This is a genomic window from Methanomassiliicoccaceae archaeon DOK, from assembly GCA_009911715.1.
GTDB lineage: Archaea > Thermoplasmatota > Thermoplasmata > Methanomassiliicoccales > Methanomethylophilaceae > Methanoprimaticola.
The window spans coordinates 119,828-141,720 of sequence record CP047880.1 but is presented as its reverse complement, the minus strand read 5'-3'; the positions used below and the strand labels follow the sequence as shown (position 1 = coordinate 141,720).

Genomic DNA, 21,893 nt, shown 5'->3' with positions numbered 1-21,893 from the left:
CCTCCGACCTCAGACCAGGTCGAAGCTCCTGGCGAGCGGAAGGTCCGGATACTGGCCGATGCGGTCCGGCAGCACATCGAGGTCCTCCCCGTAGAGCTCGGAGAGCTCCCTGTGCAGCGCCTCGATCCTGTCTGCGCCGCGGTCGGCACCCTTGTTCCTCAGCTTCTCAACCGAGTGCAGATGGGTTACCACCTTGTTGTCGCTGACCAGGTTGTCCGCGTGGGCGACGATCTTCTCCTCCAGCGTCCTCGGCATGTAGTCCGCCTGGGGCAGGCCCATCTCGGCCACATCCTCGTCGTCGAGACCCGCGCCGGTGTGCTTGCGAACGATGTCGACGAGTGCCGGCGACAGCCCGTGACCCTTCACGATCTGCGACCCTATGTAGGCGTGCATGATCGAATGGTCGACCGAGCGGCCGATGTCGTGGAGGAGCGATCCTGCGAGGACGAGGTCCCTGTCGACCCCCGCGATGCGGGACGACATCTCCTTCGCCACGGCCTCCACGGTGCAGCAGTGTATTATGACCCTGCGTTTGCATCCCGCCTCGATGAGGAGCTCGACGCATTCCGTCTCATTCGGTATGGTGCTCGACAACAGTCTTCCCCCTCTCGTTCGGCACCACCTCGAGCTCTCCCCCGCGGTCCGCGTACAGGGCCTTGCCCTCTGTGAACCTGTCCAGGAAGATCGCCAGTGCCGCAATCTCCGAATGTGGCTGGTTCCCCACGGACACGTTAAAGTCCGCGCGCTGGTAGACTTCCGCCGGGACCTTCTCCGCCCCGACGATGATCATGATGTCCTCGTCGCGGGGGATCTTGGGCAGGGCCTCGTCGACCCTCTGACCGTACATCGTGAGATGGACGACCTTGCCCTGGAAGTCCTTCGTGGCCTCCTTCCAGCTCACTCCGGTCTTGATGGAGTAGTCTCCCCCGAACCTCTGGACGACGCTGCGGACGTTCTCCTCCAGCACGGGGTCCTCGGTATCCACGTAGATGCCCTTCGCCCCGAGGGCCCTGGAGGAGAGCGCCACATGCGTGGTCACCCTCTTGTCCCTCTGGGGGCGATGGCCGATCCTCATAATCCAGATGTTGGACATCGGCTTACTCTTCGTGGATCAGTTCTATCCTGTGTCCGCGGTAATCCATCTTGACGGACCTGCGGACAAGGCTCTTCAGCATAGTTGAGGAGAGGCCCAGGGACTCGGCTATGTCGCCTGAGAACCTTCCGTCCTTCCCCACCTCTTCTAGGATCTTGGTCTCGATCTCCGCGTACTCCTCGTCGCTCATCATCGCCGCGGTGAGAACATCGCTGATCTCATATACCGGCCACTGGGCGTTGATGCTGAAAGACGTGTAGTAGGTGTGGTAGGATTTCTCCGGGTACCCTCCGTCCTTGGACAGCCAGCGTGTCTCGACCAGTTTCATCTTCTCGAAGAAGATGATGGCGTCCCTGCCCTCGGGACCGTATTTCTGCTCGATCTCGTCCGCTGTTCTCCACTCCAAGGTCACCTCTTTCAAAACGTCTCTTTTGACGGGTGTATCAACGGACCTGAGCATCGGGACCAGCTCAGACGGTTCGTTGATGACCTTGATTCTGTTCATGGTCCTAGTTGATGGGTTCGAAAGTATATAATGAATTTTTTGACCAGCCACATTGCCAGTCCATAGAACGGACGATGCAGATTGACAACCGACGGAACGCCGCCCGGGTTGTCGGATTTACGTACCCTGGGTCATTGACCGGACTGCTGTGCCAGCGCCAGATGACGCGTAAGCTTTAATATCGTCCTCCCTAATTCCACGCCGATGAAAGCTGAGAAACAGCCCGAACTCGTGTGGCAGTGCCTGAACTGCCACAAGACCTACAAGGGCCCGGACGCCGAGCAGAAGGCTCTGGACTGCTGCGGATCCATCGTCCAGGGATGGTGGGCAAACTACAACAAGTGGGGCAAGCAGAAGTGGTACGGCCGCTGAGCCGGGACCCTTCCTCAAACCCTTCCTTTTCAATCCATTATCGGAGATTATGGCCGGAGGTATGACGTCACATGACTGAGAACAGAGATCCAGTCGGATCGCTCAGTGAGGACGTCGAACTCCTTGAGAGGCACATATCCATCCTGAAGACCGTCAGGGAGAACCAGCCCGTCGGTCTGATCAGACTGTCGGAGATGACGGGAATACCGAAGCACAGGGTGAGGTACTCCCTGAAACTTCTCGAACAGCAGGGGATCATCCACGCCACGCCCGACGGCGCCACCGTCACCGACCGCTACGACGGATTCATGAACGAGATCTCGCGGTATATCGACGACCTCGCTGGGAAGATAGAGGAGCTCAGAAAACTCCTCTAATGCCCCTGAAGACCTTACATTTTGCAAAAAAAACGACAAGTCATAGAAGCATCATCTGCTCACGACTGTCACTAAGTTACTATCGATAGTGATTTTTTAAACAATTGTCTGTTTTATAAATTAATCACTATCGAATATGTTTTTAACATGGTTAGATAATTGAATATTTCAAGTATAATGTTAATCGACGTCATCTTGACTATCATAGTTCGCAATAACAATCATCAGGATTGCTGCGCCTGTACCTCACAGAGATCCTGCGAGGAAAGTCACCGCGGACCATAAGCATGATGACCACGTCATCGTATGAGTCCTCCAGAGGGTGGCGCAGATCGACAGATGAGTGCCTGGAACCTCCCCTGTCGGTGAAACTGAACCTTGGATGGTGCCTGCCTCTTATGACCTCGAACCCTTCGAGGGCCCCTTCGGTTCTGGCATAAAGCAGTGCAGACGAGAGCCATATGGGTGGCGCAACCGTCGAGAGACCGATTCCCGCAATCGGCTCGAGAACCTCCATCTCCACGAACAGACTTCCGGACTCCCCGCCGGAGGTGCATGCCCCTGATGACTTGGAAATCGTGCCCAGAACATCCCGTAGCGCATCGACGTTTTCCAGAGGCGGCGGCACCCTGATCCTCCTGCGAACGGGACGGGAACGACTGTCTCTAACGCCCCAGAGATGGTCATCGTGGTCGTACATGAACTCCCCCGAGAACTTCAACCCCTTTTCGGTCAGCTCCCATGAATCCAGCCTTATGAGTTTGTACGCCCTCGTCTCATCCATGTCCTCGGCTCCGGTGCACACACGTTCGATGTACACCAGATCGCCCTTCGGAGTGAGCTTCAGTTCCCTGCGGAGGGTTTCCACAGGCCCGCAGAAGAACACGGTGCCTTCTCCGACCTCCTCGTCCATCCTCGAACGGATACGTGCCTGGTAGTCGGCCATCGCCTTCTCCCTGCGCTCTCTGGAACCACCGAACATGCGACCGTCACGAAATGCACGGACGCTTAGTTGATGGTTGTCTGGGGATTCTCCATACCGTATATAGTCGGGAATCAGACGTAGACGCAGCGGCTGTCCCCGGGATCGCGCCTGGAGCACCTGACCCTGACGTCCCTCGGGCACTTCCTGTGCAGGATGCGCATCGCCATCTGCTCGTCCACCAGGTCCTCGACGGCAGCATGGGTGTCCACTCTGACGGTCTCGGTCCCGTCGGGAAGGGAGAACGAGTAGCAGGGATAGTGCTTCCCGTCGGACTCCTCGAATCCCAGCAGCACCCCGTCGACATCCCTGTAGCGGATCCAGTGGACCGCCTTCCCCGGAAGCCTCGCGGTGATCGCCAGGGCGCGCCCGATCGGGGCGATCTCCATCTCGAGGTACTGGCCGGCTCTGACGGATGCCGGGGTCCGGCCAACAGTCTCGGACCGACGGAGTGCCCTCTCCAACTCCGCCCTGAGGATGTGCTCGTTCTCGACCGGGAGCCTGACACGGACGGTCTTCCTGACGATGCGGGCCTTCCGCACGTTCACCCGGTGCAGGTTCACCGCCCACTGGTAGTGGAACTCTCCTGACATCCTTATGGTCCTCCTGCCCCACCTGTAGCCGTCGAGCCTCCTCAGTCTGTAGCCGTGGTTGTCTCCGCCGTCGCTGTCACCTCCGGCGACCCACTGTATGAGGATCAGGTCCCCGTCGACAAGCTTCAGCTCCTGGGTGAGGGTCTCGACGGGACCTTTGAAGAATACGGTGCCGTCAGCCTCCTCCCTGGCCATGCGGGCGTTGGACCGTCTGTCGATGGCGTCCCTGTAGCGTTCCATCTCCTCATGGACACCATCCCCGCGACCAGATCCTTTCAGACGAACACCTTGAATGGGAAACGTGATACGTGTGTGTTGAAGCTTTCCTGCTTACATTACATAGTGATACATATCTTGGACGTCATGGTATATATCGAGAGACAGGAGAGCATCCTCCTCAACTCTCCTGCCCCTCGGCTTCCACACGGGCGATGCACGCCATGGCGTTGAGGCTGCGCGGATACCCCAGATACGGAAGACAGCGGAGCACGACCTCGCGCAGGACCCCCGTGTCGTTCCCCATGTTCATGTTCCCCTTGATGTGCGCCTCGAGCTGTGGCTCGCAGCCTCCCTGCGCCATGAGATAGCAGAACGTGGCCATCTCGCGATCCGCCAGGGTCAGATTCCCACGGGTGTAGTAGTCCCCGAAGCAGTTGGCCGCCAGCCAGCGGTTGACGGTCCCCGCCTTCCAGGCATCCTTCATGAAATCCCCGAACATCTCCGCCTGGATACTGGACCCGCGTCCGACCCTCTCGTCGTCCGGCAGCATCCCAGCGCTCTCCAGAGCTTTGACGCCGTGCTCGGCGAACACGTCGTACATTGCGGTGACGAACGGCGCGGACCTCCCGACACCCAGATACGCGATCGACTGGCAGACGACCTCCCTGGCCTCCTCCGGCCTCAGCCCGTCGTCCAGCGCCACCGCGAGCTCCGCACGGAACGCGTCCAGCCCCTGGCATCCGATCAGCGACGCCAGCACGGCGAGATGCGCCCTGCGCGCATCCAGTGCGTCGCCGGACTCCGACATGGATTCGTCCAGGAACCTCGAGACTATACCCGAGATCTCCTTGTCCTGATCTCTGAAAAACGAAGCATGCTTCATTTCGACCCACTCCTGTCTACATTCGTCTCGACGATCCGGCATCCCATGCGCCATGGCCGCGCTCTACGCCGGATGGCTGGAATCACTCAAGCTCCGCGTACTGCTTGTCGTCCACGGGCTCGAGCCATTCGTTACGGGTGCCCTTGCCCGGGACCTCGATCGCCACGTGCGAGAACCAGCTGTCCCTGGCCGCACCGTGCCAGTGCTTTACCCCTGCGGGGATGTACACGACGTCGCCGGGATGCAGCCCCCTGGCCTTCTCCCCCCACGCCTGGTACCATCCCCTGCCGCTGGTGCAGAGGAGGATCTGTCCCCCGCCGGTCTCGGCATGATGGATGTGCCAGTTGTTCCTGCATCCGGGCTCGAATGTGACGTTGGCTGTGAACACGCCCTCTCTCGTGAGGATGCTCAGATAGCTCTGGCCTATGAAGTACTGGGCGAAGGCGTCGTTGGGCTCCCCCAGTCCGAACATCCCTCCTCTGGCATCCGCGCACTTGTCATCCTTCGATGCACCGGCTTTCGTGTCCATGTTCTCAACCTCTCGGGATGTTCTCCCGTATAAAGTACATGATAAATCTTAATATCTTGTTAAAATATCTTTTGTTTTATAAGATAAAATATCTGAACAGCCTTATCATTAGTCATCCCGATGGAAGGGACAGTACGATGAGCGACTTCAAGAGAGCCAGGAGCGACGAGCAGAAGGAACAGCGCATGCAGGAGATCAAGGATGCGGCGGACGCCATGTTCAACCGCGAACCCTACCACAGGATCACCCTCTCGGCCCTGGCGGATGCCCTCGGCTGCTCCCGCACCCAGATATACAAGTACGCCGCCACGAAGGAGGAGATCTTCCTCGAGCTGTCCTCCGACAAGCGCAAGGAGTACTTCGACGCCATGATGGCCGCCTTCCCCGAGGGATGCTCGTATCCCCTCAACGTCTTCGCGGAGGTGTGGGCGGGCATTCTCAACGCGCACCGCGACTTCCTGAGGTACGGGGACATCCTGCTGTCCATCATCGAGACCAACGTATCCGTGGAGCGTCTGGCACTGTACAAGAGGCAGTACTACGACGACCTCGGGCGCATCCTCGACATGCTGCAGGGGCAGCTGCACATCGACAGGGACTCGGCCACGAAACTGTACACGACCGTGTACTTCCAAGCCGTTGGCCTCAACGCGTACTGCTTGAAGAGCCCCCCTGCCTGGAAGGCCCTGGACATGGCAAACCTCAGCACGGACCCGCTGGACTTCAGGGAGGCCATCCGCGACTTCATAGTCATGTGCCTGGACAGATACTGCCCGGATGCAAACGACGGAAACGGGGGAGCCGCCAGGTGATCGTCAACACGGGCGGACGCACGCACTGCTCAAGCAGCTGCAGGGCAGCGGAGCGAGAATCAGCATCGCCACCAAATCCGATCTGGTCCTCCGCGACCTGGACCTCATAGCCTCGTTCCCCGACGCCCGCGTCTCCTGGTCCATCAACACCTTGGACGAGGGGTTCCGCGAAGACATGGACAGGGCTGTGCCCGTGGAGAGGAGTCTGGAGGCCATGAGGAGATTCCATGACGCAGGCATCCGCACGACGTGTTTCATATCCCCCAATTTCCCGGGTATAACCGACCCGCGGGAGATCGTGCTGCGTGCGAAGGACATATGCAACATGATCTGGCTGGAGAACCTCAATCTGAGAGGGTCGTTCAAATCGGACATACTGGGCTACATCGCGGAGAAGCGCCCGGACCTAGTCCCCCTGTACGACCGCATATACAACCGCAGGGACCTGAGCTACTGGGAGGACCTGGACGAGGAGATGCGCAGATTCTCCGAGGATCAGGGACTCGAGTACGTGACCAACGACGACAGCATGTCCAGGCCGTTCGACGCCCCTCCGATCGTTGTCAACTACTTCTACCACGAGCGGATAAGGAAGTCATCGAGGAGCTGAGATCCGAATGCCCGAACTCCCGGAGATAGAGACTGTCAGACGTGTCGTGGGACCGCAGATCGTAGGCCGCAGGGTGGCCTCCGTATCGGTCAGACACCCCAAGGTCATCGGGAGCCCGGATCCGGACAGGTTCGTACAGCGCCTGACGGGCAGAAGGTTCACCGACCTGACCCGTCGCGGCAAGATCCTGACCGCCCAGCTCGACGACGGAGAAAGGATGGTCATGCATATGCGCATGACAGGGTGCCTGGTGGTTGCCCCGCATGACCGCCCTGAAGACCCCCACACCCACATCGTCGTGCGTCTTGACGACGGCATGGAGCTGCGGTTCTCCGACACCCGCCGTTTCGGACGCTTCTGGCTCCTCGCAGAGGGCGAGGACGACGACTGCACCGGCCTGTCGAAGCTGGGACCGGAGCCGTTCGACCCGTCATTCACCGCGGAATACCTGGAGGGCCGCATCGGCAGCAGCAGGAGGGCTATCAAAGAATGTCTCCTCGACCAGAGCGTGGTCGCGGGGATAGGCAACATCTACTCCGACGAGATCCTGTTCGCCACCGGCATCGACCCAGCGTGTCCCGCCAATCTGCTAGGACACGGGGATTGGACACACCTTGCGGATGAGATTCCGCGCACACTGGAGTTCTTCGTCGAGAAGAACGAGATCTCCGCCGAGGACTGGCTCGAGGGCAGGGGCAGGGAGTACCGCAACACCCCCTACATCCGCATATACGCCCATGGCGGCGAGCCCTGTCCCGTCTGCGGGACGACCCTCGTCCGCAGGGTCATCGGCGGGAGGAGCAGCGTATCATGTCCCTCATGCCAGAGACAGCGCGGATGCTGACTGCATCGCACCCTCAGTGGAACCGGGATGCACGGTCCGTGTGAGTCGTATTGAAAAATAAGGAGTTTGGAGTCCGGCACCCTCACCAGGGCGGGTTGCCGTTGTGACTGAGAAGGTACTGGTTGTACTCCTTGGCGTCCTTGAACGCATCGTACATCGCGTAGATCCAGAGCACGATGTACAGTATCCCTATGGGGAAGAACACGAAGATCAGAACTGCGCACACGATCGCAGCGACAATCATCATTGCACCCTTCGAGACCTGCCCGTTGTATATCTGCCCCAGACCCGGAATCAGAAGTGACAGGATCAGGGCCAGAGCCTCGCTCTTCTTGTTGACCATGATCGATGCCATGTTGTACTCGGTGTTGCCGTTGCTGCGCTCCGTGTCCGTTCCCACCTTGGCTCCGCAGCGGTCACAGAACTTCGCACTGTCCGGCAGTTGAGAACCGCAGTTCTGGCAGTACATGGTCTTAGAAATGGCGATTGAACGATATAAATGGCACAGATGGAGATAGCATCCATATGGACGGCAGGACGTTATCTACGTGGACGTCGATTCTCCGACGGTGATGCCCTGTCGAGAACAGACTACTCCGATCCAGACAACTGGCTGCAGATACCGGAGGTCGTCCACGGGGTGGACACGTTCTACCTCTACCCGACCACGTACATCGACCCGTCTCCCGGCGCCCCCGACGTGTGCGAGATCTCGAACCCCGTCATGCGCGCAGGCGCCCGGGACAAGCTCATCGGACAGGCATCCGCATTCTCAGGTTCCACGAACGTCTTCGCACCGTTCTACAGACAGACCAACCTCTTCAAGGTGGAGCGCCTCGGACACGACGAGCTGTACGAGTTCCAGCACGGCCCGCAGAGGGAGGACGTCTTCGCCGCCCTCGACCATTACTTCGAGCACATGAACGACGGACGCCCGTTCATCCTCGCGGGGCATTCACAGGGCTCCATAATGACTGGGATGATACTCGACGAGTACATGGACGTACATCCCGAGGAGTACTCCCGCATGGTGGCCGCATACGTCATCGGATTCTCCGTGACCCGCAGGTTCATGTCGGCCAACCCCCATCTGAGGTTCGCGGAGCATGAGGACGACACAGGGGTCGTCGTCTCCTGGAACACCGAAGGACCGGAGAACGTCGGCATGGACAACGTCGTGATCAGGGATGGAGCGCTGTGCATAAACCCGATAAACTGGAGGCGCGACGGGACCTACGCCCCGGCGGAGGACAACCTCGGAAGCCTCGTCAAGCACGGGGAATGCCGTTTCGAGCACGTCCCTGGATTCGGCGACGCACGTGTGGACACGGAGCGCGGATCCGTCATCTGCACGACGGCATCTGAATTCTACATAGACGTGGGCCAGACGCCCCTCTTCGGCCCTGCCAGCCTGCACAACATGGACTACGGCCTGTACTACGACAACCTTGTGAGGAACGTCGCGGTCAGGACGGAGGCGTTCCTCGGCCGACTCAACGGTGTGATCGGAGGTCCTTCCCCATCATGATGTGGGGACACCACTCGTCCATGTACTCCTCACCGTATGCGACGTATCCCTGCCTCTCGTAGAACCCCTTGGCACGGACCTGCGCACCCAGCACCATGCGGCGCTGACCGATGTCTGACGCCTGCGCCTCGGCTTCCCTCAGGAGGATGGATCCCAGTGACCTGCCCCGATGATCGGACACGACCGCGACCCTGCCGAGATGGCACACTCCGTCCTCCCCAGGGGTGATGCGGCATACGGCGACGGGCGAGTCACCGTCATACGCGACGATATGGCGCGACACATCGTCCGTCTCGTCGAACTCGTTGACGAAACCCTGCTCATCCATGAAAACCTCCCTGCGGATGAGCGCGGCATCATCGGTGAGAATGTCAGATACGACGAAACGGAGCATGTTCACACCAGATGATAGGGATGCAGAAAGTGGGCCCGCCCAGATTTGTGGCGTAAACCGTCGATTTTTTCATCTTTGCACATGTATAATTCGTTTAACTCAATTAACTCCATTCACTATCAAACCCTTTCCGCTGAAATCCAGGATGGTTATGCAGCTACATGAAAGTACGATTGCCATTTGAAAAGCAAAGTAACACCAAGTTTTTGACCACTTGTATCACAATTCATAACATTCATGGCTGGACCAGATACCCTATGAAGACAAATCTGGAAATTAATTTCATTCACTTTGTTAACTTGTTCTTGATGGCCAGCTATATCCAGCATTTGAGTTAACAGACCCATTTTATTGTAATGCTCTCCAAATTCTCTTAACTGGATTGAAATGATGCAAAAGTCAACCGCTAAGTCGACATGATAGATTACTAGCCATGGTTGGTAACCAGGACAATCCGACTGTGGTTGCAATATACAGCAGGGTTTCGACTAACCGCCAAACCACAGAGAACCAGATCGAAAGGCTGAGGGACTTCGCTAAAACCCGTGGAATGGTTGTTTTCGATGAATATGCAGACGTTGCATCCGGTGCAAAATCGCATCGCCCGGAACTGGATCGCATGATGGCAGATGCCAAACAACACAAGTTCGACAAGATCATCGCTACAAAGCTGGATCGCATCGCCCGTTCGACAATAAACCTCCTGAACATCTTCCAGGATCTGAAACGCTACGGCGTCGAGATCGAATTCCTGGACCAGCCCATAGACTCCGGTTCGGCTTCTGGACAGCTCCTCATAACCGTGCTTGGTGCCATCGCCGAGTTCGAACGCGAGCTCATTCGGGACCGTGTTATAGATGGGCAGGCCCGTGCCAGAAACGAAGGGAAGAAGATGGGCAGGAGGCCGAAGCATCTTACTACCTATCAGAGGGAGAAGCTGCTGGCGATACTCGCCGAGAACCCCGATATCTCCCAAAGGAAACTGGCGGAGCAGTTCGATGGGATATCTCGGGCAACCCTGATCAAACTTGCTCGGGAGGAGGGGCTGATCCCATGAGCCCCCAGGGGAGGGGTGGATAGAAAATCCCTCCCCCTTTGTTTTATAAATAAACCGTTGAAATCTCGTTGGATAGCAAACAGATGTTTAATGACCAGATGGTTCTAGTCATTTTAATGAACAGTCGAAACTATGTGAATACAACATGAGAGACTTGACAACCTCCCCACCTTCGTCATTATCTTCTGTCATCCAAAACTAGATTAATTAAATGAAGATGGTCGAGCGGTAGTCTACGAAACAATAGAAATTACCGCTCGACCATTAGTTTAACTCCTTTGCGAAGTCAATGGTTTGTCGATTTTCGAATGAATCATCAATTCCGATCGATCATCTCCTTTATTTCGGATATCAGTTCCCCTACTTTCTCCCCCTTCTCCGTCAGGGAGATGAGGGATCCGCGGCCGTCCTTGTTGGAGATCTGGACTATCCCCGTCCTCTCCAGATATTCCAGCTTGTCGGGCATCCTCGTACCCCTGGAGACGGCCCCATAGATGTCCGACTTCCTGCTGGGACCGTTCTCGGCCAGGTACAGAACTATGGACAGCACGTGTTTCTCCTGCATAAGCTGGAACGCGTCGTCGTACATCATTCGCCGTCCCTCCTGGTCCAGATCAGCCAGATGACGGCAAGCATAATGACGACGATACACGCGATAATCAGCAGCCAGGTCAGGTCGCTTATCCCACCGTCCACGGTCTGCCTTATGACCGTGGGCACGTAGATGACCTCGGAGTCGCCTCCGGCACCGCCAGATCCTCCAGGCACGACCACGATCTCGGTTCTGACCTCGTCCACGTTCAGGGTGTAGCTGTCCTCCGCTGCCTCGCGGTTCCCGTCTCCAGGGAAGGTCGCGGTGATCTCCGCGGTTCCCACGGAACGGATTGCCACGACTCCTGTCTCCGGATCGACCTCGGCCACGGACGGATCGCTGGAGGTCCAGACAATGTCGTCCGCGCCGATTCCAGACATGTACGGGGTCAGGGAGAACGTGCCCTCGTCCTCGAAGCTCCTGAACCCGTCCCCTACAAACTCCAGGACGGGTACGAGCCTGTCGATCCAGAAGGTGTACTCCAGGACGCTGTCCTCGTAGTCTCCGAGACCCGTGATGGTTATCCTCGCGGGGTTCCCCGTCGTACTGGCATCCACGTTGTTGCTGTACGACACGGAGTAGTCGGTGCCGAGAATCAGATCTGGGTTAACACAGACGACGGACTTCTCAATCTCCGAACCGGTGTAGATCTCATCGGACGTGTCGATGACGAAGAATCCGTCGATGAGCACGTGCTCCGACACGATGCGCCAGGTCACTGTCTTCGGGTCGTAGGTGCCGTCGGACCAGACGTAGTTCCTCGATTCCGTGTTGTTCAACGTGAAGGTCACGGTGTAATCCCCGACCTCGGTGCCGGAGACCTCCCCGGACACGGTGTAGTACTCGTTTGACAAGTAGGGTGCGGTCTGCTCCACACCCTCCTGATACTCCAGGGACACAGGCTCCGGAACAGAGACCGGCCTCGGACCGATTGTAAACTCATAGGTGAGCACACTTTCCTCGAAGTCTCCGATTCCGGTGATGGTGATTGTGGCCGTCCCGGCGTCGATGTTGTCGCTGTAGGTAACGGTGTAGTCCTCGCCCTGTCTGATGTTGGGGTTCAGACTGACGACGGACTTCTCAATCTCCGAACCGGTGTAGACCTCATCGGACGTGTCCACGTCAAAGTAGTCCTCCATGAGCTGGTCCCCGGCGACGATCCTCCACGTAAGCGTCTTGTCGCCGTTGGTACCGTCCCACCACACGTAGTTCACGGGGTCGTTGAGACAGATAGTGGCGGTGTGGTCGCCAAGGGACGTCGCTGTGGCTCCGGAGACCACGGTGAAGGGGCCAGTGAACGGGCAATCCACTTCGGACCCTGTGTACTCGACCTGGTCGTTCTCTGGGTACGAGACCACGATGGGGTTCACGGTCAGTGTTCCCGGGTTGATGTTCACGCTGTAGTTTCCGGTGTCCGCCGTGGTGGTGGCGGTCGTATTGTATTCTCCACGGTTTCCGCCCTTGTAGTCGGTGCCCGTCTCGACGGTCACGCTGTCGGACTCGACGAAACCGAGGGAGCCTTCAGCGTAGGACCATCCTATGCTCGGGACGTCTCCGCCGTAGGTCATCTCGGCGTCGGCCACATCTATGGTGACGGTGCGCTGGACGACGGTTACCGTGTAGGTCTTCTCGGTCGTTTCCAGCGTGTAATCCGGCTGACCGACCGTCGCGAACGTGACCGTGACGTCACCGGTGCCTGCTTCCGTCACACCGCCTTCGAATGAGACGGTGAGCCAGGACGGCAGGTCGGTGAACACAGGGACGTGCGGCGTTCCGTCGTATATGAACTCGAGGTTCACAGCGAGACTGTCCAGGTCGAACGTCTCAGCCGTGATGCTCCAGGGCATGTAGGCGCTTCCGTCTTCCCCGATGTACTCAGACATGTTCTCGCTCCAGACATAGTTGAGCGTGTCGCGGAGCGTAACCTTCGCCTCGTAGCTCCCCGCGTTGGTCCTGCGGTCGCCGTCGATGAACATCATATTTGCATCGAACCCGCCCGGTCTGTAGGTCTTCTCCTCCCCGTCGTAGAGGAAGCTGTCGTTTCCAGAAGTCAGCGTGGCCTGCACGGGGGTGACGGTCCAGTAGAGACGCTTGACCTCCTGGGTGCCATCATTCCATTGGAAGTTGTCAGAGGCGAAACTCACATCGATCCAGTACTGTCCGCTCTCATGTACGGAGCTGACCCTGTCCGCCGTGAGCGTCACTTCGTCCCCGACGATGCTCACGGACACGTACACGGAGTTGGTGCTCAGGCCCATGTACGCCGCCACATAGTTGGTGACGGTGTTGTACGTGCCGTCGGGGTCGTAAACTGTGGTATCAGAGTCCAGCGTGGGGGCCGTCAGCGTCATCGGGTCGATGCGCCATTCCAAGACGTATGCGCCATCCGTGGTCTGTGTGTCCTCCGGCCAGGCATAGTTGGTGGAATCTACGATCCTGAACTCCGCCGTGTAGGTCTTGGCTGCAGCGCCTGTGTCTCCAGTCACCTCTACGAGGGCTGGATTGAACACGAACGGATAGGTCTGCTCGTAGAGGTTGTACTCCAGGAACCCGACTCCGTCATCACCGATGTGACCAGAGCTGTATGTTGGTAGCGTAAGGATGACCTTGTTGATCGCCCACGGGATGGTATAGTCCTCGGACGAGCCTGTGCCGTCGTTCCAGACGTAGTTGCGTCCGTCGACCAGCGACACCGTGACGGTGTAGTTCCCGGCGTTTGTCGCCGAGGTCCCGGTGACCGAGACCTTCTTTGGATCGTATTCCGAAACGGCCACTGTGTGGACCGAGCCATCGTATGTGAACTCGGTGTCGCCGGTTGCCTCCACGATGTCGACGGGGCACTTCTCGATGGTGTACTCGACGGGTTCGGACCTCAGCCCCCCGTAGCTCTCGGTGGCGTCGACCACGGCCACGATATAGTACGTTCCGGCGTCGGTGAAGGGGGCCCTGGTGTAGGTCCCGTCCTCAGTCGCCGAGTACATGAAGTACACCGTTCCGTGCTCCGCTGTCACGCCCTGCGGCTCGTCGTATCCTCCGTCGTAGACCCAGCCGCCGAACTCGGTTAGTTCGTTGACCCAATCATTAGAGCCCTCGGAGATGAACCACACGACTGGGAACCACCTCTCCTCCGGGTTGTCGCTGTCCCAGCAGTAGTTGTCGCTGGTGAGTTCCACCCAGACTTGGTACGTTCCGGCGGTGGCGATAATCATGGTCATCGTTTTCCCGGAGGTCGTGGTGACGGGCTCGGGCGAATGGTCGTGATCCCCACCAGTGCCGAACTCCATGTAATCCTCGATCGTGATTGTGTTGGTCTTGCTGTACCCGTCGTACACGAAAGAGGGATAGACCCATTCCACCGACACCTCCAGGGGGTCGATGATAACCAGGTATGAGGCCTCGGTGTATCCGTAGTTCGGCGTGTTGTGGTCCCATGAGCTGATGCTCTCCGGGACGTATAGCAGGACGGTGTACGTATCCGCATCGGTGGATGTGGTGAATCCTCCTTCGACCAGATTCTCCGCGGATGTGGAGTTCCCTCTGTAAATGCTCACCTCGGCGTCTCCAAACTCGAAGGTCCCCGAGACGTTCGGTGGTTCTCCACTGTATATCCAGTCATCAACCTCGGTGTACGAGATGTGAATCTGGGCAGTACCTATGGAGAACGTGAACGAATCGTCGACGGTTCCGTGGTTGGGCGCGGAGACCTGGTAGTACACAGTGTAGTCTCCCGCATCGGAGAACGTCAGGCTCTCGCCTGCGACATAGTTTTCTCCGGTGAAGGAGAACGTGAACGTGTATGCGGACCCGTCAACCGTCACGGCGCTTGTCTCGAACTCCGTCCCGTCGTGTGTGCTGCCGTCGTAATCGAAATCATCGTGACTGACGGAGATGCCCGTGATCTGCGCGGGGCGTATCTCGTACGTTCCGTTGTCCTGGACGGTCACCTCGTAGTTCTGGTTGTAGCTTCCCAGAGTGATGGCGTATGTGCCTGCGTCAGTTCCCTCCGCCTTCACCAGCACGATTGCCGGGTCCAGGTCAGGATGGTTCGCGATGTCCGGCAGAGTGCCGGAGACCACGTGGTACGCGCCTTCGTCGGCACTCTCTCCCCTCTCGGAGGAGACGACAATCTCCTGATGGTACACGGACGACTGGTTGTGTATGTCGATGGTTATCTGTCTCTTCTCGATGGTCAGGGTACCCTGCTCGTAGGTCACATCGAAGTTGGATAGGCCTGTCATCCCGTAACAACTGGCGTTGACGTAGACACTGCCTACGGGAGTCCCCACCTCGACCGTCTGCGATGTTGTCACGGCGATCCCCGTGGTCATGTCGCTGGCCTGGACCACGGTGCCCCCGTCCAGGACGAACTTCCCCGCATCTGTGGTGCCTTCCTGGTAGTGCCAGGACAGGGCCGGAGGCTCATCGCCGTAGGTGATCGTGTAGCTGTTCGCAACCACGGTCACGGGGCGCTGAGCCATAATGAAGACGCTGCGGTCACAGTTCTCTGCGTTGACGTCGTCGGAGTGACTGAGAGCGTAGTTCCTCTCCAGGTTGTCGTCGGACCTGAAATCGGCTGTGATTAGATACCCGCCGTTGACCCAATCCTTGAACTCAGCAACCTCGTTTCCGATGTAGGTGCGCACATCAGAGGTGTCCAAGTACACCGGAGACGTATGTTCCGTGTCATCCACATGGTAGTACCATGCCAGGACGGTCTGTTCTGTCCCGTCGTAGACGAAATCGGCATTATCCCAATTAACATCGACCGTGACGGGCTGGACCGTGACGTAAGCCGTCATGGAGTCGGGGACGCTGATGTTCCCGGATATTTCGTCGGGGAGCGTGAACGTCACTGTCACCTCCACGCGACCGTCGCTGACGTTGGTGGCACCCTTCGAGTAGCTCCATCCGAGTCTGTGCAGAGCAGAGTCTTCCATGCTCTCCAGGTTGAGATTCGGATACTGCATCTTGCGGTTGTAGGTGGGCTGTGAGTCGGTGAAGGTGATGCTTATGTCGTAGTACTCCTCGTAGTCCGCCGGAGAGATGGTGTAGTCGTTGGACGCGCTACCGGTGTAGTTACCGCTGAGCGTGACCGTGACCCTGTAGGTTCCGGCGTCCACGACGTTGTCCACCTGATCCGCCGGGGCTCCGTCCACTAGCCTGTAGTAGGTGACGGAGACGGAATCCTGCGGAACATCGGAGACGCTGAGCTCGTATCCGAAAACCTTCTCTTCGCCGTCATAGACGTCATCGGTGAACTCGAGGAAGCTGATCGTCACAGAGGCGGCAGTTATGGTGTATATCCCGTAGTCCCTGTTTCTGTCCCCGGAACCCACGAACGTGACGTCGTAGTTGTCGTTCGGAACATCGGTTCCTACGATGCGGTATCCTCCCGCCCTGACATCTGTGGGAGTGATGCCGTTCTTGAACCCGACGAATACGATGCTGCTGAGTGAATCTCCATCCCTGATGGTGGATCCGGTGTCCCGATGACAGGTGAGATCTTCCAGATCCTCCCCGTATCCGGAGCTCTTGTCATCGATAATCACGGTGATGCCGCGTTCCGTGACTGTGAGGTCGGCACCGCCGAACTTCCAGGTGTAGTTGTCCAGGTCACCGGTGACACCGACGGTGATGTCCAGGGTTACACCAGCGGCTGTCTCCCATTGTTCGTAACCGCTGGACGGGGTGACCACCATGTGCAGACCGCTCTGGTTCTCGTCTTTGGCGAACCCGCTCACCGCCGGGGTTCCGTAGACCGGTACGTCCCCGTACTCGACTTGAACACCTTCCAGGGTTATGATCAGCTGGCGTTTCTCGACGGTCAGTGTAAGGTACTGGCCTGTGGTCTGGGCCGAACTCACGAAGTCGTTGTGGTTGGGGGCGGAACCCCTGTAGTAGATTATGTAGTCGTCCGCATCGCTCACTGACAGACCCTCACTGTACGATCCGTCCGCAGAGGTGCTGAATGTCCAGGTGATCGGGTCGCCCTCGTCTGTATACTGAGGGAGCCCGGTGATGTAGTCGCTCACCGCATAGTCTGTGTTGTTGTAAACGAGGCCTGTGCCTGCCGCGATGGTGGGATTCGGCGTTTCCAGGTCCACCGGCCGGATGGTCAGGGACCCGTGGGTGAAGGTTATCGCGTAGTTCCCGTTCCCGCAGTCTCCGTCGACCGTGTAGGGCGTTTCGGAGACGTCCTCGGAATCCTCTGGAACGAACAGGGTTATGTCCAGCCTTTCGACCGTGTCGCCCGGTACGAGATAACCGGTGACCTGGTCGGTGACCGTTCCGCCGAACACGACCCAAAGGTCGTCGGCCGTCGGAGTCTCGCCGTCGTAGTCGATCGATCCCGTTCCCAGGTCCACGGGAATGGCCACGGGCGAGATCTTCACCGTGAAGTAGTGGTCCTCATCCGGACCTATGGTCGTGTGGTTGGGGGCCGACACGGTGTAGTACACAGTGTAGGTGTCCACATCGGTGAGCGAAAGGTCGTCCGTGAACTCTCCGTCCAGCGACAGGCTGAACTTCCAGTCGAGCGCGTTCTGCGCCGGATTCTGGACTGTGGCCTCAAGTGTTGCGTTCCTCTCGACGAAGAACGCAGTCCCGTCATAAGTCTTGTCGAATCCTTGCACTTTGGTTATTTCGATGGTCGCTGGATCGATACTGAACTGGACCCATGCGGAATAAGCCTGGTCGAAGCTCGTCGTAGCATCGACATGGATCCTAACCTCGTAGTGTCCGACTCCGGTGGGAACGTCCGTGGAACCGTTTCCGTCTTCGCCCTGGACCCTGTAGTAGTACTGGAAATATCCATCCTCCAAGGCATTCTCAATCTGCGTGATGTCGGACCCGATGATGCTGGGAACTATGCTCTCAACATCTGGCGAGGGCGCATTTGGATACGTGACATCCGACACCGTGATGGTTATCGTGTAGGTCTGGTTGGTGATCGCGAACCCGACATGGAGGACGGCGGGATTCGTACCGTCTATGGAGTCCCACGGCGTGGTCCCGTCATCCTTCCTATCACTGTTGATCCCCCATTCGTAGTTCTCCGGATAGATCAGGGTCAGCGTGGCCGTGTACTCGTTCATCTCCAGGGCCCCTGGGATGTAGGTTTTGTAGAGGTTGTCATTCCTGGGGATCCCTGGAGTGAACTGGCTGCCGTCGTACACCATCGTCCTGTCGAAGGATCCGATCACAACGACGCTCTTGGAAATGGTCCATCCCGCGGTGTACGCTCCTGTCACCCCTGCGGGGTTCGAGGAGTCTGCCCACCTGTAGTTGTCGCCCGGCTTGAAGGTCACGTTGTAGGTGTTGGCGTTGGTCTGGGAGACCAGCGTGTACTTGATGGCATCCACTATGCCATCCTCATACGGGTAGTCCTTTACATCCAGGACCACATTCGGCGTCCTTACGGTGCCGTTGTATATGAACGAAGAACCGTCTTCGGCTACCGAGTAGCCGGTGTACGAGAACGTAGGATAGGGTATGGCAAACCGCTCTATGTCGATCTCCACCGGTTCGGAGTGTCCCTCGAGGTAGTTGTCGGACTCCGGCACGTGTGCCCTGATGTACCAGAGGCCGGCGTCCGTCGGGAGCCCTTCCGTGTACCCACCGACCTCGGAGTCCGAGTACTGGAACTCCAGACCGGTTCTGTAGTCGGCGCTGTCGATGGCGGGTGCCTCGCAGCTTTCCCCGTACGTCACGGTGTTGTCGGCGTAAGGGGTTAGCACGATAGTGTTCTCCGCCTTGTCAATATGGAAAAGCGTGCCTTCGGCCGAGGTCGCCGCTGCGTAGTTGCTGGTAGCATCCACATGAGCCTTGACGTACCAGTCGCCGGCCCCCAGAGGAAGCTGCATCTCGGTGTAATCCCCATCCTGTTCGGTTGAGAAGAGATATGTTATCTGATCCTGTCCGAACTCGGCTGTTGCCGAGAACACGTCCAGACCAAACCCGTTGTAAGTCAGTGACGGATCTGTATCGACAGTCACGTTCGAGATGCTGTTGGACGCCTGGACGATCGACCAGGTCAGAGTGAACTGAGAGGAGTCGTCGGTCTCGGCCCACTTGTAGTTGTCCGCATCTTCGAGTTCGATTGTCACCGTGTACGACGCGGCATCGGTTCCGGACGTCTTTCCGGACACGGTCACCAGCGATGGCTCTGGGACTTCGATGGCCTCCGTGTACTGGATGATGTTGCCCGTGTACTTCGGCTGGTCAGTAATCAGGGTCGGTTTACTCACCTCTGCCTTGCCGATGGTCCAGGTGATGGTCTTGATAGAGATGTCATCCCCTGTGCCCTCCCACCTGTAGTTGTCGGAATCGGACAGGCTCACGGACAGGCTGTATACCCCGGCCTGCGAGGACGTTGCCGTTATGCCGTCGATGGTGACGTCTACCTGGGCGCATTTCATTATCACGAGCCCCTCGAACTCATTCTCCAGGCTCACGGTGTATTCGATTGCGTTGCCTTCGGCATCTGTGGTATAGGTCCAAGGCCCCCCGGCGATTGTGGGGATCGGCACCGTGGCCTTGACGATGCTCCACTCGACTGTGGTGACACTGCTGTGCGTATTCGACCACTCGTGGTTGTGATAGTAGTCATCAGTCATTGTCACGGTGGCAGTGTAATCGCCCACGACGGTCTGGGGAGTGGCCGAGATGGTGTAGTTCTCAAAGCTTCCCGAGACGTCATGCTCACTGCTGTCATAGGTGATGTCTGCTATCGATATCGGCACCACGTCCTGCCTGTCGATGGTGAAGTCCACATCATCCGTGGTGTCGCCGTAGTAGTTGTCGCTCTCAGTGACGACCGCGTACGCGTGCCAGGACCCGGCGAGGGTCGGCTGTTGCGTCACTGCCTGACCTCTGGCTAGGTCCACAGTCCCGTCGTTGGACTCCCCGTAGTAGTAGACTATGCTGAAATCTGTGTAGACGATGCTTTCGTCGCCCCTCTGATGGATGGCGTAGTCGTGTGTCTGGAGCCCCCCGTCGTACTCCCATCCATCGATCTCCAGGACGGCGTCGATGGACGCCTTGTATATCGTCCAGGTCCACACCGGATTAGTTCCAGCTGATGTGCTCCACCTGTGGTTGTCGTCGAGAACGACGGTTATGGTGTACACCCCAGCGTCGGAAGCATGGAAGATGAGCGTGCCATCCTCGCTGATTGTGTATCTGTACCCATCTCCATTGGTGAGGGCCTCCCCGTCGCGGGTCACGGCGAGGTCCATTATGGATTCGTCGTAACCGGTCATGGTCCTGTCGAACTCCTGTCCGTTGTCGTAGGTCGCCGGAGTGGAGTCGAAGGACGGTCTGTCGACCAAAGCGGCCGAAACGGTCACGTTCACCTTACAGGAGACCGTTATGGGATTGCCATCTTCGTCGACTCCCTCCGTGTAGGATACTGTGAGGGTCTTCAGACCCGTCGTCGTGAAGCACCCTTCATCGTCGACGGAGCCTTCGGGGAATGACACATTCAGCTCACTCTGGATGGGATTGCGTGAACCGCCTCCCTGGAAACTGACGGTGAAGTTCTCGGCGTTGACGACGTACCTGTCGCCTACCATGTAGCCGATGATCTCGCCGGTGTATGTCAGGGACGTTGGGACCGATGCCGTGACCCTCAGCTGGAAGGTTTCTGACAGGAGTCCGGTGGCGGAATCCACAACGGTCACCGTGACCTTGTACGTCCCATCTCCGTTGGGAGTGCCTTCGTTGACGTTGAGGCTGCCGGTGAAATCGTACTGGGTGTAGTCCAGCTGTTCCTCTCTGCCGTCGGCGTATTTTCCGAAGACCTTCACGGTCACGGAATGGTCTCCGAACTCCTCCGAGGTTGTGAGTTTCAGCATGGACATCGAGGTGCTGGATTTGATGGGGCTAGTCTGATTCACCTCTACCCTCAGACTCTCGTAGACCTGCTCGTTCACATAGGCCGCGAAGGTGCAACTCTTGGTAGGATCATCGTTGTAGGTTACGGTGAACGTGTTCTCGACGCCGGGCGTGAATGCTCCAGTGATAGTGTATTCGCTCCCACCGAGTTCTCTCTTGATCCCATCGTTGAAGGTAGCGGTGACGGTTAGATGCTCCTTTATGAGTTCGGTCATCGTGTCGTAGGACGAGTATATCTCGAAATCGTCGGCGAGGTCTGCCGTCATGCTCTCTATCTCCACGGCCGTTACATTGACGCTGAACGATGCGATGGAAACGCCGTTGACATAGACGTGGACGGTGTTCGAACCAGCGTGCAACGTGGTCTCCCCAGTGGCGACTACAAAATCGGTAACTGGCTGATCTCTGGAATCCGTGACCGTGATGAGGTTCTCGATTTCGCTAATCGTGGTAGAAGTGTACAACTCCGTGTCTTGGAGTCCGTCTGTGTTTATCGTGTATCCCTGGGGTGTGGTTATGGTGTCCGCAAAGACATCACCTCCTCCCCCCCCCGTTCGGCATCCCAAGTCGGGTCCGACGGAAGGGAAAGGCAAAGCAGCAATGTCACCA

General features: G+C 57.9%; 17 protein-coding genes. 6 read left to right on the top strand and 11 right to left on the bottom strand.

Features of this window, described 5'->3' with window-relative positions:
* Positions 1 to 9: 9 nt before the first annotated feature.
* From JS82_00720 to JS82_00710, 3 genes are read right to left on the bottom strand one after another with little or no spacing between them, the layout of a single operon-like run.
* Positions 10 to 582, bottom strand: a complete 573-nt coding sequence (locus JS82_00720) for an HDIG domain-containing protein (GenBank protein ID QHK18340.1) — start codon at positions 580 to 582, stop codon at positions 10 to 12.
* Positions 572 to 1,093, bottom strand: a complete 522-nt coding sequence (locus JS82_00715; GenBank protein QHK16743.1) for a tRNA (cytidine(56)-2'-O)-methyltransferase — start codon at positions 1,091 to 1,093, stop codon at positions 572 to 574. Before JS82_00715 ends, JS82_00720 begins: the two co-directional genes overlap by 11 nt.
* A gap of 4 nt (positions 1,094 to 1,097) precedes the next feature.
* Entirely contained in the window at positions 1,098 to 1,598 is a 501-nt protein-coding gene (locus JS82_00710) for a hypothetical protein (GenBank protein QHK16742.1), read from the bottom strand.
* 443 nt (positions 1,599 to 2,041) lie between these two features.
* On the opposite strand from JS82_00710, the gene JS82_00705 reads away from it, so the two are divergent.
* On the top strand, positions 2,042 to 2,347 hold the full coding sequence (locus JS82_00705) for a hypothetical protein (protein QHK16741.1): 306 nt from the start codon (positions 2,042 to 2,044) through the stop codon (positions 2,345 to 2,347).
* Between the two features lie 202 nt (positions 2,348 to 2,549).
* Here JS82_00705 and JS82_00700 read toward each other — a convergent pair whose 3' ends face one another.
* From JS82_00700 to JS82_00685, 4 genes are all read right to left on the bottom strand, one after another.
* A complete protein-coding gene (locus tag JS82_00700; GenBank protein ID QHK16740.1) occupies positions 2,550 to 3,329 on the bottom strand; it encodes a hypothetical protein in 780 nt (259 codons plus the stop codon).
* Between the two features lie 74 nt (positions 3,330 to 3,403).
* A complete protein-coding gene (locus JS82_00695) occupies positions 3,404 to 4,162 on the bottom strand; it encodes a hypothetical protein (GenBank protein ID QHK16739.1) in 759 nt (252 codons plus the stop codon).
* A 157-nt stretch (positions 4,163 to 4,319) separates the two neighbouring features.
* Positions 4,320 to 5,024 (bottom strand): carboxymuconolactone decarboxylase, encoded by a 705-nt coding sequence (locus tag JS82_00690; protein QHK16738.1) that lies wholly within the window; start codon positions 5,022 to 5,024, stop codon positions 4,320 to 4,322.
* Between the two features lie 82 nt (positions 5,025 to 5,106).
* Positions 5,107 to 5,496, bottom strand: a complete 390-nt coding sequence (locus JS82_00685; protein ID QHK18339.1) for a cupin domain-containing protein — start codon at positions 5,494 to 5,496, stop codon at positions 5,107 to 5,109.
* Between the two features lie 194 nt (positions 5,497 to 5,690).
* Between JS82_00685 and JS82_00680 the strand changes: the two genes are divergently transcribed.
* Genes JS82_00680 through mutM form a run of 3 tightly spaced genes read left to right on the top strand, consistent with a single transcriptional unit; the run spans position 5,691 to position 7,819 of the window.
* Complete coding sequence (locus JS82_00680) at positions 5,691 to 6,365, top strand: TetR family transcriptional regulator (GenBank protein QHK16737.1); 675 nt, start codon at positions 5,691 to 5,693, stop codon at positions 6,363 to 6,365.
* A complete protein-coding gene (locus JS82_00675; GenBank protein ID QHK16736.1) occupies positions 6,331 to 6,975 on the top strand; it encodes a radical SAM protein in 645 nt (214 codons plus the stop codon). Before JS82_00680 ends, JS82_00675 begins: the two co-directional genes overlap by 35 nt.
* A gap of 7 nt (positions 6,976 to 6,982) precedes the next feature.
* Positions 6,983 to 7,819, top strand: a complete 837-nt coding sequence (gene mutM / locus JS82_00670) for a bifunctional DNA-formamidopyrimidine glycosylase/DNA-(apurinic or apyrimidinic site) lyase (GenBank protein ID QHK16735.1) — start codon at positions 6,983 to 6,985, stop codon at positions 7,817 to 7,819.
* 82 nt (positions 7,820 to 7,901) lie between these two features.
* Here the strand turns inward: mutM and JS82_00665 are convergent, their stop codons facing one another.
* Complete coding sequence (locus tag JS82_00665; protein QHK16734.1) at positions 7,902 to 8,288, bottom strand: zinc-ribbon domain-containing protein; 387 nt, start codon at positions 8,286 to 8,288, stop codon at positions 7,902 to 7,904.
* A gap of 30 nt (positions 8,289 to 8,318) precedes the next feature.
* Between JS82_00665 and JS82_00660 the strand changes: the two genes are divergently transcribed.
* Positions 8,319 to 9,347 (top strand): DUF3089 domain-containing protein, encoded by a 1,029-nt coding sequence (locus JS82_00660; GenBank protein ID QHK16733.1) that lies wholly within the window; start codon positions 8,319 to 8,321, stop codon positions 9,345 to 9,347.
* On the opposite strand, the gene JS82_00655 is transcribed toward JS82_00660, so the two are convergent.
* Positions 9,313 to 9,741, bottom strand: coding sequence for a GNAT family N-acetyltransferase (locus JS82_00655; protein ID QHK16732.1), 429 nt, complete (start codon positions 9,739 to 9,741; stop codon positions 9,313 to 9,315). The genes JS82_00660 and JS82_00655 overlap by 35 nt on opposite strands.
* A gap of 433 nt (positions 9,742 to 10,174) precedes the next feature.
* Between JS82_00655 and JS82_00650 the strand changes: the two genes are divergently transcribed.
* Positions 10,175 to 10,798, top strand: coding sequence for a recombinase family protein (locus tag JS82_00650; GenBank protein ID QHK16731.1), 624 nt, complete (start codon positions 10,175 to 10,177; stop codon positions 10,796 to 10,798).
* 316 nt (positions 10,799 to 11,114) lie between these two features.
* On the opposite strand, the gene JS82_00645 is transcribed toward JS82_00650, so the two are convergent.
* Together JS82_00645 and JS82_00640 are read right to left on the bottom strand one after the other, a co-directional pair.
* Entirely contained in the window at positions 11,115 to 11,390 is a 276-nt protein-coding gene (locus JS82_00645; GenBank protein QHK16730.1) for a hypothetical protein, read from the bottom strand.
* Positions 11,387 to 21,643: a hypothetical protein gene (locus JS82_00640; GenBank protein QHK16729.1), complete on the bottom strand. Its 10,257-nt coding sequence runs from the start codon at positions 21,641 to 21,643 to the stop codon at positions 11,387 to 11,389. The genes JS82_00645 and JS82_00640 overlap by 4 nt, the downstream gene beginning before the upstream one ends.
* Positions 21,644 to 21,893 lie beyond the last annotated feature (250 nt).